The 15640-nt window shown below is 27.1% G+C and carries 16 protein-coding genes; 15 read left to right on the forward strand and 1 reads right to left on the reverse strand.

Annotation, left to right across the window (positions count from 1 at the left end):
* Window position 1 precedes the first annotated feature (1 nt).
* The 11 genes from E5347_RS13965 (at window position 2) to E5347_RS14015 (ending at window position 10848) form a co-directional block, all read left to right on the forward strand.
* Complete coding sequence (locus E5347_RS13965) at window positions 2-820, forward strand: ABC transporter permease (RefSeq protein ID WP_136007846.1); 819 nt, start codon at window positions 2-4, stop codon at window positions 818-820.
* Window positions 821-825: 5 nt separating this feature from the next.
* Window positions 826-1617 (forward strand): ABC transporter permease, encoded by a 792-nt coding sequence (locus E5347_RS13970; protein ID WP_136007847.1) that lies wholly within the window; start codon window positions 826-828, stop codon window positions 1615-1617.
* A gap of 365 nt (window positions 1618-1982) precedes the next feature.
* On the forward strand, window positions 1983-2747 hold the full coding sequence (gpmA, locus tag E5347_RS13975) for a 2,3-diphosphoglycerate-dependent phosphoglycerate mutase (RefSeq protein WP_136007848.1): 765 nt from the start codon (window positions 1983-1985) through the stop codon (window positions 2745-2747).
* A 235-nt stretch (window positions 2748-2982) separates the two neighbouring features.
* Window positions 2983-3828, forward strand: a complete 846-nt coding sequence (locus tag E5347_RS13980; protein ID WP_136007849.1) for a CPBP family intramembrane glutamic endopeptidase — start codon at window positions 2983-2985, stop codon at window positions 3826-3828.
* Window positions 3829-3865: 37 nt separating this feature from the next.
* On the forward strand, window positions 3866-4489 hold the full coding sequence (locus E5347_RS13985; RefSeq protein WP_136007850.1) for a DUF3267 domain-containing protein: 624 nt from the start codon (window positions 3866-3868) through the stop codon (window positions 4487-4489).
* 35 nt (window positions 4490-4524) lie between these two features.
* Window positions 4525-5280 carry a hypothetical protein gene (locus E5347_RS13990; RefSeq protein WP_136007851.1) on the forward strand — a complete coding sequence of 252 codons (756 nt, stop codon included), beginning with the start codon at window positions 4525-4527 and terminating at the stop codon, window positions 5278-5280.
* A gap of 138 nt (window positions 5281-5418) precedes the next feature.
* Window positions 5419-5766: a DUF4440 domain-containing protein gene (locus E5347_RS13995; RefSeq protein WP_136007852.1), complete on the forward strand. Its 348-nt coding sequence runs from the start codon at window positions 5419-5421 to the stop codon at window positions 5764-5766.
* Between the two features lie 83 nt (window positions 5767-5849).
* The gene (locus E5347_RS14000; RefSeq protein WP_136007853.1) at window positions 5850-6431 is read left to right on the forward strand and encodes a hypothetical protein; all 582 of its coding nucleotides are present in this window, start codon (window positions 5850-5852) and stop codon (window positions 6429-6431) included.
* Between the two features lie 84 nt (window positions 6432-6515).
* Window positions 6516-7169, forward strand: a complete 654-nt coding sequence (locus E5347_RS14005; protein WP_136007854.1) for a TIGR00266 family protein — start codon at window positions 6516-6518, stop codon at window positions 7167-7169.
* A gap of 162 nt (window positions 7170-7331) precedes the next feature.
* Window positions 7332-7484, forward strand: coding sequence for a zinc-ribbon domain-containing protein (locus E5347_RS14010; protein ID WP_136007855.1), 153 nt, complete (start codon window positions 7332-7334; stop codon window positions 7482-7484).
* Window positions 7485-7788: 304 nt separating this feature from the next.
* Window positions 7789-10848 (forward strand): DEAD/DEAH box helicase, encoded by a 3060-nt coding sequence (locus E5347_RS14015; RefSeq protein WP_136007856.1) that lies wholly within the window; start codon window positions 7789-7791, stop codon window positions 10846-10848.
* A gap of 364 nt (window positions 10849-11212) precedes the next feature.
* On the opposite strand, the gene plsY is transcribed toward E5347_RS14015, so the two are convergent.
* Window positions 11213-11803 carry a glycerol-3-phosphate 1-O-acyltransferase PlsY gene (plsY, locus tag E5347_RS14020; protein WP_136007857.1) on the reverse strand — a complete coding sequence of 197 codons (591 nt, stop codon included), beginning with the start codon at window positions 11801-11803 and terminating at the stop codon, window positions 11213-11215.
* A 385-nt stretch (window positions 11804-12188) separates the two neighbouring features.
* On the opposite strand from plsY, the gene E5347_RS14025 reads away from it, so the two are divergent.
* The 4 genes from E5347_RS14025 (at window position 12189) to E5347_RS14040 (ending at window position 15455) form a co-directional block, all read left to right on the forward strand.
* Window positions 12189-12815, forward strand: coding sequence for a DUF488 family protein (locus tag E5347_RS14025; protein WP_136007858.1), 627 nt, complete (start codon window positions 12189-12191; stop codon window positions 12813-12815).
* A gap of 20 nt (window positions 12816-12835) precedes the next feature.
* Window positions 12836-13369, forward strand: coding sequence for a 2'-5' RNA ligase family protein (locus tag E5347_RS14030; protein WP_136007859.1), 534 nt, complete (start codon window positions 12836-12838; stop codon window positions 13367-13369).
* 263 nt (window positions 13370-13632) lie between these two features.
* The gene (locus E5347_RS14035) at window positions 13633-15138 is read left to right on the forward strand and encodes a sodium-dependent transporter (RefSeq protein ID WP_136007860.1); all 1506 of its coding nucleotides are present in this window, start codon (window positions 13633-13635) and stop codon (window positions 15136-15138) included.
* A gap of 206 nt (window positions 15139-15344) precedes the next feature.
* Window positions 15345-15455, forward strand: a complete 111-nt coding sequence (locus tag E5347_RS14040; protein WP_136007861.1) for a MetS family NSS transporter small subunit — start codon at window positions 15345-15347, stop codon at window positions 15453-15455.
* Window positions 15456-15640 lie beyond the last annotated feature (185 nt).

Genomic DNA, 15640 nt, shown 5'->3' on the forward strand with positions numbered 1-15640 from the left:
TATGAGAGAAATTAAGGGGATAAGGCCTTACCTTCCTTTCACAAGAAATGTATTTCAAAGACTGATTTCCTATAAGGCTAATGTAATTATATTTATGATTGGTGATTTTTTTATGTTAGCCGTAACTTATTATTTATGGAAAGCCATATATGGAAGTGCTGATGGAGATATTTTAAATGGATTTGGTTTTAATGAAATGATAATTTACATTTTTATATCATTTATAACTTCAATAATGATAAGTGTAGATATAAGTTATGATATTTCAAGAGAAGTAAAGGATGGCTCTATAGCAATAAATTTAGTAAGGCCATTAAATTATGAAAGAAGAATGTTTTTTCAAGGTTTAGGGAATGTTTTTTATAATTTCATAGTCATATTTATAGGAGGATTTTCTATAACTACCTTCCTATTTTATAAGTTTTTTGGATATGTAAGCCTTGGGGGAATATTAATATATCTTCTTAGTGTTATAATGGGGATTTTTATAAACTTCTATTACAGTTATATATTTGGATTGATATCCTTTAAGATAACGAATATGTGGGGATTATCACAAATAATGCAATCAGTAGTGAATTTACTATCAGGAATGTTAATTCCAATAGCATTTTTTCCAGGATGGGCGCAGGCAATAACAAAGCTTTTACCTTTTAGTTCTTCAATATATACACCTACCATGATTTATTTAGGTAAGATTAATGGAAGTGAAATTTTGTGGGCTTTAGGATTACAATTATTTTGGATAGTAATACTTATGGTAGTAAGTAAGTTTATGTGGAAATCTCTAATTAAGAACTTAACTATTTTAGGAGGTTAGGATATATGAAGAGGTATTTTAAGTTATATTTAAAGTTTTTACAGCAGTATATCAAAACCTTAATAGAGTATAGAGCAGATTTTATTTTAGGACTTATAGGATTTTTCTTTGTACAAAGTGTAGGGGTTATTTTTATTGGATTAATATTTAATACTATACCAAGTCTTCAGGGGTGGAGTTTTTATGAAATACTATTTATATATGGATTTGCACAAATACCAAGGGGGATAGACCACGTATTTACAGATCAGCTTTGGATATTTAGTTGGCAGACTATTGTAGAAGGTAAATTTGATAAATATTTAGTAAGGCCATTAAATCCATTATTTCAAGTTATAGTAGAAAAGTTTCAGCCAGATGGATTTGGGGAAATAATTATTGGAACTATTATTTTAATAATTTCATGGACAAAACTTGGTATTGAAGTTACTGCCTTAAAGGTGATTTTATTAATAGTAGTTATTATTTTTGCAAGTTTTATTTATACAGCCATAAAGCTAGCAGTTACCTCATTAGCATTTTGGGTTAAGTTTGCTCAAAGCTATCTTTTTATGGTATATCAGCTAAGTACTTTTGTTAAGTATCCAACTACTATTTATCCAGGCTGGATTAAGGGGATATTAACTTTTATAATACCTTTTGCTTTTACAGGATATTTCCCAAGTGCTTACTTTTTAGGTAAGGGAAGTTTTGTTAGTGGAGTTTTATTAACTATTGTTGTAGCTATTGGGTCTATCTTTGTTGCTTATAGAATTTGGCTTATAGGAATGAGGAGATATGAGAGTACGGGAAGCTAGGAAGATAAGAAGGTAGAAGGTAAAAAGGGAAGAGTATTAACATTTAGGATATTAAAAGTCAGTTTATAAATTTAAAACTTTATTTTAAATATAATTTAAAAAGGTAAATTCTGTTTATAAATAAAAATGGAATTTACCTTTTTTAATTTACGCAATGTTCAATAGTATAGCTAATAAATGGGAGTTTTATATAGAATTAGAAAAAGTTTACTGGTTTATTAAAATTATTAAGACTATAATTAAAGTTAAAGAGCAGGGGGTATAGGATGTTCATCTTAGAAGATGTATTATGAGCATTCAACATAGATACTCATATTAGTTTCAATACAATCCTGACTATTTATAAAAGGGAAGGAATGAGGCTTATGAAGTTAGTTATTATAAGACATGGAGAAAGTGAATGGAATAAATTGAATTTATTTACTGGTTGGAGTGATGTAGATTTATCAGTAAAGGGAATAGAAGAAGCAAAATCAGCAGGAAAGTTTTTAGAGAAAAATGGATTAGATTTTGATATTTGCTATACTTCTTATTTAAAGAGAGCTATTCATACTTTAAATCTTGTGCTAGAAGGAATGGATAGGGAATGGCTTCCTGTTATAAAATCATATAAATTAAATGAGAGACATTATGGAGCGTTACAGGGATTGAATAAGGCTGAAACATCAGAAAAATATGGAGAAGATCAAGTTAAAATATGGAGAAGATCTTTTTCTGTAAAACCTCCTATTTTAGATGAAACAAGTAGTCAAAATCCTAAGATTCAAGAGCAATATAGAGGAATTGATAAAAATGAGCTCCCACTTTGTGAGAGCTTAGAGGATACAATAAAGAGAGTTGTACCTTATTTTAATGATGTTATTAAAAAGGACATGCTATCAGGTAGAAGAGTATTAATTGTAGCACATGGAAATTCAATAAGATCACTAGTAAAATACTTTGAGAATCTTTCAGAAGATGAGATCTTAGAAGTAAATATACCAACAGGAATTCCATTAGTATATGAATTTGATGATAACTTTAATATTTTAGACAAGCACTATTTAGGTGATGAAGAAGAAATAACAAAGAAGATTATGAGTGTAGTAAACCAAGGTAGTATTGAGAGTAAAGAAATAGAAAAGGTATAGAAATTTATTAATAAGATAAGAGCTGATTAATTCAGCTCTTATTTTATAGTAAAAGTAAGAAGAGTGTAATATTTATAATAAATAATTTAACATTAGGCTGTATTAATAATGATTTTTATCATATTATACAGTCTTTTTTATGTATTTAAAATTATTATGTTATTATATGGTTATTTAGTATATAATTGTATTGATATTGTTGTAAATGAATAATCTTAAGGAGTAATACATAATTATGAAGGAAATTAAAATTTGGAAAGTTCTATTAGTATGGTTTTTTATGCCTATTGTAGTAGCTATAATTATGGAAATGTTAAATATATCCACAAACAAAACCTCTGAGTACAGTGATGTAACATTTGGTTTTTTAATGTTCTTAGGCATTTTACTTGTATTTATAAAAATAGGTAAGGTAAATATTAATCTTGTAAAAGAAAGATACAATGATTTTGAAGGTAAGTTTAACGGAAGAGAAATGATAGAAGTAGTAATAACTCAAATTTTATTATCAATGGGTCTTTCTTATTTAAGTACAGGATTTACAGCTATTTTTAATGTAAATAAAGCACTAGCAATTGTCAATGATACTAGTGGAAATCCATCTACTTTAATTCAATTAATTTTATATATAATTTTAATAGTGGTACTAGCGCCGGTTTTAGAAGAAATAGTATTTAGAAGAATATTATTTAATAGAATGTCAAAGCGATTAAGTTTTTTTATGGCTGCAATTGTATCATCTATAATATTTGCAATTGGTCATGATATTTTTGGAATAGCTGGAGCTGCCGCCTTTGGTATTGCTTGTTGCTTATTATATAGGAAGTATGAAAATATTTTGGCATCTATGACTCTTCACTTTATTAATAATTTAATTGCTGGAATAATGCTTTCATATTCATATTTTATGGGAACTTTACATGAGCAAACAGAAACAATCACGAGTGCTGATATTAAATATTATTTTATAGCAGGAGGAATAGTTACAGCAATCTCACTTATATTATTTATAAGGTTTGTTGTTAGAAATATAAACTACATTAAGAGTAATAATGGATATATTAATAGTAATATTAATTAGGTATAAAGAGATTAATGTCTAGAAAGGATTACTATAAATGAAATATATAAAAAACTTACCTTCTACAGATAAGAAAATTAGCGAAGAGTTAATTTTAGACGGATGGGCAAGACTTAAAGAACCTTCTAGTATAACTAAAACAATTCTATTTTCATTTCCACTAATGATTATTAATGGGATAATAGCCATGACAATTTCATTTTATTTGCATCCAGATATGAAGAATATTTTAAATAGAAATACCTTCAGTATTAGTATTAAGTTAGATTTAGTTTCATTATTATATATTGGTATTTTTATATTATTCATGATAATTCATGAGTTTATCCATGGAATTTTTATACCGAATGGATTGAAATCAGATAAAGTATATTGGGGGATTAATGGAGTATTTGCATTTGTCTACACTACTGAAATAATTAAGAAAAGTAGATATATTATTATTTCTATTATGCCATTCATTTTGTTATCAATTGTATTACCTTTTATCTTAAAATTATTGGGGCTGTTAAATGGGTTCACAATTTCTTTATCTTTAATTAATGCTATGGGTTCCTCTGTAGATTGTTTAAATATACTTTTAATATTAAAGCAAGTACCAAAAGATTCATATATTGTTAGTAATGGTATGGAAACTTATTTTAAGAAAAATTATTATTAATTCTGACAAGCATTATATAAAGGGGATAATATAGGATGTTTAAGCTAGATCATTTTGTAGTAAATATCAATGGAAATTATCAGAAGGATAAGGATGAAATAAAGAATATAACTGAAGCAGGGTTTCCATATGAACCATCATGGGGGAAGGGGACAAAAGGCTTTAAGGCTTCTAACTTATGGATAGGAAATGAATATTTTGAAATGATAAATATAATAAGAGCTGATGGTGGAGGCTGGAAAGAAGATTGGGTTGAATTATACAATAAAGGTTATAGAGGATTAATTTGCTTAATGCTAGATGTAGAAGATATAGATAAGCTTTATAAATCATTAACTAATAAATCTATTGGAGTTACTAAACCAGAATATTTAAAACTTAAATGGTTCTTTAATTTGCTTACAAGAACTATGCCATGGAGAAATAGTTATATAAACTTCTTTGAAGGAATTCCTATGCAAATTGGATTTCAGCAAATGAAGGATGAAAAGTCTCGTGATTTTATGGATCAATATATGGTTCCCAATAGTAGGGATAATGATATTTTAGGAATAAATAAGGTTGTTATAAGAGGGCCATTAACGAGTAAAGACATTAATCTTATAAAAGAAGTCTTCGAGGAATTTATAATTAGTAATAATCCTTTAACTATAAAATTGAATCAAGGACAAGTTATAATTTTTGAAGATAGTGAATCATATTCAGTAGAAATGTTCACTCAATGTAAGAATGAGAATTATATTAGTAAGTCTATAAAAATAGAAAATATAATTGTAAATAATGAAGTTTAGGATAGAAATATGGTTTAAATAAAGTACTTAGAAAGATTTTTAATAGATATAAAAATGAAGTTAAATTAGATAAAAATAATATAAAAGCTAATTAGTTAGCAGTAATTAGAAGGTTATATTATAGGGAGAGATAAACTAATGGAAGAGACAATATTAAATTTAGAGAAGCAACTATTAGATCCAATAGTTAGAAAATCAGCTGATAAGTTAAAAGAGTTATTGTCAGATGAGTTTGTTGAGTTTTGCAGTTCAGGAGAAATTTATAAATATAATCCTAATGATACTTTTTTTGAAGAAAATGTATCCTTTAATATTATGAATTTTACTTGTGCGGAATTAACAGAAGGATATGCTTTAGCAACATATAAAGTGGATAAAATATATAAAGAGGATAATACTACAAAAAGTTCTATTCGTAGTTCAATATGGAAGCTAATAGATGATAAATGGAAGATGATTTTCCATCAAGGAACATTAATAAAGTGATTTTCAGCTCTTACTTTGATAAGTAGGAGTATTAGCAATGGTAGCGATGGGATAAAATAAGTAAAAGTTTATGGAGGTGCCTTATGAGAAGAATGAAATTTACTCCACCAACTAATGATTATAATGAGGAAATTAAAAATATAGATGAACAAATCTGTGAGCTAATAGATAGGCGTAAGAAGGTATCAGATAACAATCCTGGATTTCCTAAGATGGAGTATATATGTAACTGGGCTGAAAAATATAATATTTATGAAGACTTATTATCTTCTATATTTTCTATGCTTTATCATGAAAATGAGTATATTCCAATAGTTGAACCAGAGGAATTTAGAAAAAATATTTCTATTTTAAGATCGATTGAAAAGGACAATAAGATTTTATCAGTAACTAGTATGCAACAATATAATAATGCTAGTATTATAAATATAAGTATTGAATGGAATTCTGAGGGGGAAGAGGATTATTTGAATATGCATCCTGAAATTTATATATCTGAAAAATATATTTGTAGAATGGATAGTGGATCAGGTGGAGATGGACATAAATATTATCGATTTATAGTAACACCTGCATTGCCTGATGATGTTTCAGGGATAAACCTTATATATAAAGAAAAGAATTTAGAAACTAAAGAAGATAGTAATATTTTAATAGAACTTTAAGCATAAGAGTTAGATATTAAGGGACTATATAAGGTATTTAATGAATAATCTTAAATAACTATAAATATGAAGGGGGAAATAATAATGGATAAAAAGTTTGAATTATTATGTAGTGACAGTAATAAAGTGCTGAAGATTAACGCAACTAGGGGAGAAGAGTACACAGTAGAATCTGGTGCTATGGTTTCAATGAGTCCAGTATTTGATGTAAAGGCTAAAACTGGAGGACTAGGAAAAACTTTAGGAAGAATGTTTTCTGGTGAAGGAATGTTTATTCAGAAGTTTAGAGCTAAAGATGATGGGGAACTACTTTTAGCGCCACAATTCTTAGGTGATATTCAATTAGTAGAAATGGATGGAAGTATTGCTTATAGACTTGGTAGATCTACATTTTTAGCATCAACTTCAGGGATAGAAATAAATACTAAATCAGGTGGAATAGGTGGAATGTTCTCAGGAGAAGGTTTAATTCAAATGCAAGCTTCAGGAGTAGGAACTTTAGTTATTAGTTCTTATGGAGCAATACTTAAAAAAGAACTTCAACCAGGAGAAACATATATAGTAGATAGTAATCATATGGTACTTTGGGACAGTAGAATGGAATATAATGTGGAATTTATGTCAGGAGTATTAAGCTCAATAGCTGGTGGAGAAGGTCTTGTGTGTAAATTCCAAGGACCAGGGGAACTTTGGATACAAAGTAGAAATCCTGCAACATTAGTGCAAACAGCAAAATAGTTAATAAAATAATCAAAAAAGTCTTGCAATTAATTTTATAATATGTTAATATAAATTGGTAGCGAAAAGCTAACAAAAAATAGGTTTCATTTAGGTAAATAATTTCTCGTAAATTAGAGGTTATTATCAATTTAAAATCTTTAATTCTAGGAGGAAATATTTATGACAGATAAGACAATAGTATGTAGAGATTGCGGAAACGAATTCGTATTTACAGTAGGAGAACAAGAATTCTACAAGGAAAAAGGATTCGACAACGAGCCAACAAGATGCGTATCTTGTAGAAGAGCTAAAAAAGAACAACAAAGAAGATAGTTTAAGAGTGTTAAGAGTTTTAAGTATATCTTAAAACTCTTTTTTATTTTTAAATAAGGTTTGCCACATAAAGAAAGAGGAAAATAAAGTGAAATAATAAATGTCTTTATAATAACTATATTAATAAAGAGAAAGGTTCTTAGTAGTATCCTTTTAAAAGCTACTTTCCATAATTGAAAACAAAAAGTTAGTACCCAGATAATATATTTGGGTACTTTTTATTTCCGATTTTTTATGTTTCTAGGGTGTATAGTACAAAGGGGAGTGATATAATATTAAGTACTCTTTATAAAGGAGGGATAGGATGAATTTAAAAAATATGATGAACTCGCTTTTAAAACTAGCATCAAGTATTTCTAAAAATAATGGTGTCGTTTTATTTAAAAAAGGGTTAGTTAATAGGGTAATAAGTAAAAAGATAGATGATACATATCATATATATGGAAGAGTTATTGAAGATAGCTCGTCCAGAAGTAATTTAGAAAAAAAGCTTGAATATAGTACGCATATTAAATTTAACTTACAGGATGAAGTTAAAGGGGTTAAATGTACATGTAGTCAGTACGAAGAAAATAGTAAAGAAATAAGAAATTATACTTGCAGCCATATAATTGCAACTATGTATAGATTCTATTATGAAGTTTCTAATAAAGCTAAAAAGAAAGAGATTAGTAATGGAAAAGCGGAAGGTATAAAAGCTTTAAAGAAAGCTTTAAATCTTGATATAAAATTAAAGCAAGTTAAGATAAATAATAAAAATGAGTTTTATATTGAATTAAGATCTGGAATAGAAAAAACTATTGCAGTTGAAGCGTTAGGTAAGTTTTTATTAGATTCATTTAATAACTTTAATAAAGAAGATAGCTTAATAATAGAATTTTTAAAAGATAAACTTAAAAAAGATAATTTTAGGATTATTGATGGAAGAAGCTTTAAGCTTTATGAAAATGAACTTAAGGAATTTCTACTATTGATTGATAATAAAAAAGAAATTAGCTTAAATTATGATTATATGAATTATAATTCTCAAGTTCATAAAGAAGACATACCTTTAATTTTTACTATAAAGAAAAAAGGTGGAGCTATAACAGTAAAACCTCAGAAGAAAACCATCATACCTTTAGATTCTAATAAATCAATATGGATTTATGATAAGAAGATATATTTACCATCAGAGAAACAATTAAAATATTATAAGGGTATTTATGAAAAGCTAAAAGAAAAAGATAATTTAGTTTATAAAGATACAGATGAAAATCTTAAAAAGCTATTATTTATCTTAGGAGAAATTTCTAAAAATATTATTATAGATGAAAGTATAAAAGATGAAATAAACAAGGTTAATACGCCTAAATTTTATATATCAAAAGAAGGCTCTAATATTATTTGCAGTTTAAAAATAGATTATATTAATAATTTAGAAGGAATTAAGGACGAAAGAAATATAGAGAAATTAGAAATGGCCCTTGAAAAATATAGATTTATTAAAAGGGATAATAAATTTATATTTATAGGTAAGGATGAAGATAATTATATTCTTTTAAAGGAAGGATTAGAGTACTTAAATAAAATAGGAAGGGTTATATTATCCAAGGATTTTAAAGATATAAGTCTTATTGATTATAAGAGTATTGTAAGTAGAATTAAAGAATATGATGGAAGATATTATTTTGAGTATAAAGTAGAAGGGTTAGAATATGAAGAAATTCCAGATGCTTTAAGAGAAATGAAGATAGGAAGTACTTTTTATAAAACTAAAAGAGATAGGTTGCTAGATTTAAGAGATATAAGAGTAAATACATTCTTAAGTACTATAGAAGAGTTGAATTTATTTAGTGATGCATATAAAGAAGAAATTTATGTGGATAAGTTTAATTTGCTACATTTAGAAAATAAGATAAATAATAATAGACTTCCATTTATCTCTGGAGAAGAAAAAATAAATATTTTAGTAGATAATCTAAAAAATAAAGATAAGGAATATAAGGTACCAGAAAATTTAAATGCAAAGCTTAGGGAATATCAAATAATAGGGTATAACTGGCTCAGGTCCATTGCGGATTTAGGCTTTGGAGGGATACTTGCAGATGATATGGGACTAGGTAAAACTATTCAAACTATAACTTTATTATTATCTAAAAAAGGAAAGAGAAGTTTAATAATTACACCAACTTCAGTTTTATATAATTGGGAAAGTGAATTTAAGAAGTTTGCACCTAGTTTAAAGATTGGGATTATTCATGGTAGCTTAAAAGATAGAACCAGCCTTTTAGAGGATTATAATAATTATGATGTTTTATTAACTACATATGGAACAATAAGAAGAGATGTATCCTTATATGAAGAAAAGAATTTTGATTTTTGTATAATTGATGAAGGACAAAATATTAAGAATAAAAAATCTAAGATTTCAGAAGCTGTTAAATCAATAAATGCTAATACTAAAATAGCTTTAACTGGAACTCCAATAGAAAATAACTTATTAGAATTATGGTCAATATTTGATTTTATAATGCCAATGTATTTATTTTCTGAAGAAAAATTTAAAGAAAAGTTTGTAAAGGGTAGTGATGAAGATTTAATAGAATTAAAGGAGCTTATTTCTCCCTTTATATTAAGAAGGCTTAAGGAAGATGTATTAGAGGAATTACCTGAAAAGATTGAAAAAGAATATATAATTCCTATGGCAACTAAGCAAAGACAAGTTTACAATTCTGCTATGAAAGAAATTAAAATTAAGCTTAAAGAAAATAAGGATAATAAGATATTAATACTTTCTTATCTTACAAAGCTTAGGCAATTATGTTTAGATCCTTCTTTATTAATTGAAGATTTCAAGGAAGAAAGCTCTAAGATAAAGGCTGTAGAAGAAATAGTTAATGAGTCATTAGTATCTAATAAGAAGATAATTATATTTTCTCAGTTTACTTCAGCTTTAAGTAAAATAGGAAATAAATTGAAGGATAATAATATAGAATATTTATATTTAGATGGAAGTGTAAAGGCAAAGGAAAGGTTAAAACTAGCTAAGGAATTTAATGAAGGAGATAGAAATGTATTTTTAATTTCATTAAAGGCAGGGGGAGTAGGACTTAACTTAACAGGAGCCAATATAGTTGTCCACTTTGATCCTTGGTGGAATCCAGCTGTAGAAGAACAAGCTACAGATAGGGCATATAGAATAGGACAAAAGAATGTAGTAGAAGTTATAAAGTTAATTTCAAAGGATACTATAGAAGAAAAAATCATAAAATTACAAGAAGAAAAGAAAGAATTAATCAGTAAGGTTATAGATGGAGATGTTCTAAAGGGAGATAAACTAAATTCAATTACAGAAGAGGAATTAATGAATCTTTTTAGTTAGTAGATAGATAGATAGATAGATAGATAGATAGATAGATAGATAGATAGATATAGGCTGGAATATAGATAATTAATTCGAGTTAATCTATTTTTATTAGATGATAATTTTATTGGATTAATTATATAAGAAACTGCGGCAGAATTGATAATTAAAAGTGAGAATTAAAATAAGGAAGTAAAAGTTAAAAATGAAGAACTAAAAATTAATGAAAAAACTCCTAATGGAGTTTTGAAAATATTAAATAAAGTAATTTAGAATAAATTACTCAAAAAATATTTTTTGAAAACTCATAAATAAGTTTTTTCATTAATTTTTCATTTTTAATTCTTCATTCTACATTTAAAAAGGTGTTTTTGAATAAATGTTATTTTTCAGTTCCATTAATTAATCTCTTTATATTAGCTCTATGTCTCCAGAAACAAAGAACAGCTGTTATAAAGGTTGATATAACTAAGTATTTATCATATCCTAAAAGCCAAGTAGAAAGGCATAAAACTACAGCTGCAGTTAATGATCTAATAGAAACTATTTTTGTGAAAAGTTTTAGACCAAAGAAGACTATAGCTGTAACGATAAAAGCTTTAGGTACTATAAACATAAATGCAGCTGCAGAAGTTGCAACTCCCTTACCACCTTTGAACTTTAGGAATATAGTATAGTTATGACCTAATATAGCTGCTAATGCAACTAATCCTAAACTTAAGCTTCTATTAGTTGTTAATATATTATTAGCTAATAGAATTTGTGTTAAAACTACTGGTAATATAGCTTTTAACATATCTAATATAGCTGTTATTTTTCCAACCTTTTTACCTGCTACTCTACCAACATTTGTAGCGCCTATATTCCCACTTCCATAATCTCTTACATCTTTATTTAACTTTTTCTTAACTATAATGTATCCACTAGGTATAGATCCCATAATATAACTTAAAATAATTAATAATGCTAACATAATAAACTCCTATTCAAATTCTAAATCTTTATAAAAATAAAATAATATTGTAGGGCTATCAAATATGTGTGTTTTAATAAATAATCTACATTTTAAGTATTTATATTACTTTAATTAATATAATTTAAATGTAAATTTTATTAATTAAAAGCTACCAATATTTTGATTTTTATATAAGTTAATTTTATAATTAAATAACTTAATAAAAGATAAAAATAGTATTACAACTTATATATGTCCATCAGAATAATATTATTTTAGATTTAGAAAATATACAAGAGAAATTTAATATTATTAATTGAAAATATACATAACTTTATAAAAATAACAAGAATTTATAACAAAAAATTAATTAATATGATATTAAAGGTAAGAAAGGTAGAATATGTTTGATATATATACAATAGGTCACTCAAATTATTCCATGGAAAAATTAATAGAGATGCTAAGGCATTATAATATTAATACTGTAGTTGATATTAGGGGAACTCCTTACTCTAAATATAATGTTCATTTTGATAAGGAAAGAATTCAGCATACATTAACAAAGGAAGGTTTTATATATATTTATATGGCAAAAGAGCTTGCAGCAAAGAGAATAAATAAAGTTTCTTATAATGCTGAAGGTTATTCTGATTTTGAAAAAGTAGTAGAAGAAGAGGATTTTAAAAGAGGAATAGAAAGATTAAAGGATGGATGTAGAAAAGGCTATAAAATTGCATTACTTGGAGCTATGCAAGATCCAATAAGATGCCATAGAAGTATTTTAGTAGGTAGACCACTTAAAGAAGCTGGATTTAATGTTATGCATATATTAGATGACTTAAGTATTAAAAATCAAGATTACATAGATGAAAGATTGCTTGATAAATACTTTCCAGATAGAAATCAATTAACTATAGATGCCTTGCTAGGTAATGAAATGACTAAGGAAGAAATGATAAATGAAGGTTATAGAATAGCTAATAAGGAAATTGGTTATAGGATTGAAAATTTACCTATTAAAAAATAGTAGTTAAAGGAGGAAAGAAAGTGAGATATGTAATAGTGTGTGTAGTAAAAGGTGAAGGTGGAAGGTTTAATAATGAAATGAGAAAAGATATATTCAAAAAGTTTAATGCTAAATCTTCTAAACTTCCAGCTCATTTTACTATTAAGGCACCTTTTGAATATGAAGGAAACATAAGAGAATTAGAAGAAGCTTTGTATAACTTTAGTAAGGAAGAAGAAAAAGCTTCTTTCACTATGAGTAAATATAATCATTTTGATGATAGAGTAATTTATATGGATGTTAATATGTCTAAGGAAGGAAAAGAACTTCATAATAGACTTATAGATTTACTAAGTAGCTTTGATTATATTAATTTTAATAAGAAGGATGGAAAAGATAAAATCTTTCATGTAACATTAACATCGAAAAAGGTTCCTCCAATATTTGATAAGCTTTGGAATTACGTTAATCAATATTCTTTTAATTTCAATTGCAATTTTGATAATATTAGCATTTTTAAATGGGAAGATAGTACATGGAAACTTTATAGAGAATTTAAATTGGGACTGAAATAACTTGAATAATCAAATTGTTAAAAATTAGTATCGAATTTTAATAGATACTAATTTTTTTGTTATGCAAATAGTTCATAATTATTAAAATGATATTAATAATAGTACATAAATATTGTATGATTAAAATAATGAGGATAAAGATAATATTTTATTAAATAATCATTGATTTTATTAATATTTTGATATATTATATATTTAATAATTTAATATACATTATAAAGCAGCAAATGAAAAATAATGTAATTTACAAGGGGGTAAATACTATGGAAGAAAGTAGAGAACAATGGGGATCTAAAATTGGATTTATTATTGCAGCTATAGGATCAGCAGTTGGTCTAGGTAATATTTGGAGGTTTCCCTACATAGCATACACAAATGGTGGAGGAGCATTTTTAATACCGTATTTCTTCGCTATTTTTACAGCAGGTATTCCATTATTAATTTTAGAATATGGGTTAGGACATAAGTTTAAAGGGTCAACACCTGTAGCTATAGCAAAAGTAAAGAAAAAATGGGAATGGTTAGGCTGGTGGCCAACTATTAATGCTTTTATTATTTTAACTTATTATTCAATGATTTTAAGTTGGGCTGCAAATTACTTGTGGTTCAGTTTTAATAAGAGTTGGGGAAGTGATACTAATCAGTTTTTCCATACAGATTTTATAAAATTATCATCATCACCTTTTGAATTTGGTGGTTTTGTATTTCCTATATTAATAGGGATATTAGTAGTTTGGGCAATAAACTGGTTTATTTGCTATAAAGGAGTTAAAAAGGGAATTGAAAAAGCTAATAAATTTTTATTACCAACTTTAGTGATAATTATGATAATTATAGCTATTAGAGCAATAAACTTAGAAGGTGCATCTATTGGTTTAAATACATTGTTTACACCAGATTGGTCTAAAGTATTTGACCCTAAGGTTTGGGTAGCAGCTTATGGACAAGTATTTTTTTCATTAAGTTTAGCTATGGGAATTATGATAACTTATTCTAGTTATTTGCCGAAGAAAACTGATATAAATAATAGTGCATTTATGACTGCCTTTGCAAACTGCGGTTTTGAATTCTTATCGGCTATAGCAGTATTTTCAATATTAGGATTTATGGCAAATATAAAGGGAGTTCCAATGAGCGAAGTGGTTTCAAGTGGGGTTGGATTGGCCTTTGTAGTTTTCCCAGCAGTATTTAGTGAAATGGGAGCTGTAGGAACATTCTTAGGAGTGTTGTTCTTTATTTGTTTATTATTTGCAGGGGTAACTTCTTCAGTATCATTAATAGAAGCAGTTTCAGCTCCATTTATAGACAAGTTTGGATGGGCTAGAAATAAGGTAGTAGCAGTTATTTGTATAATAGGAATAGCAATTGGTAGCTTGTACTCAACTGGTGCAGGATTATACTTATTAGATATTATAGATAACTTTATAAATAACTATGGAATAGTAGTTGTTGGATTATTAGAAGTTGTATTAATTGGATGGATATCTAATGCAGATGTAGTAAGAAAGCATACAAATGAGATTTCTTACTTTAAAATCGGTAAGTGGTGGAATATTTGTGTTAAATTCGTAACTCCAGCTATACTATTGTTTATGTTAGTACAAAGCGTATTAACTGAAATAAAGACACCATATGGAGGGTATCAACTCTCAGCACTATTTGCTTATGGATGGAGCATAATTGGATTTGGAATAATACTAGCATTAATAATCAGTAAAAAGAAGTGGAAAAAAGATAGTTTATTAGATAATAATTCATTAGAGTTATAAAGTGATTCTTATCTTCAGGTGGAGTTTTCTTAACAGGAATACCCTACTTCATCTGAAGGTTAGAAGAACTAATCCAGGCGCGTAGCACTGCTTAGCTCCCACTTATAGAAGTGGGAGTGTTAGCAATGGTAGCGATCAGATAAATTGGTTAAAATTAAAAGAAAACTTTATATAGAAGATATCTTAAATAAAAAGGGGGATTATATATGACAAATGTGGCAATGGCATTTTTCTTACTAGGGGCAGTAGTTCTATGGGGAGGACTAGCGTTAACCCTTGGAATAACAGTATACAACGAGAAAAAAGAATCTATTTAGAATAAAAAATTAGAGCTATGTTATCCTTGTGCTCCGTCGCAAGCTCCAAGTCGCCTGCAGATAACATAGCTCTAATTTTTTGTTTCCATTTCATGCCTACTGAAGGAAGAAACTCAAGCGGAGCATTGAGTTTCAATAATTTTATATAGTATTGTGTTATCTTCGTGCTCCGTCGCGAGCTCCAA

Origin of the sequence: Clostridium sartagoforme (assembly GCF_004794105.1) — a bacterium.
Lineage (GTDB): Bacteria > Bacillota > Clostridia > Clostridiales > Clostridiaceae > Clostridium > Clostridium sartagoforme_B.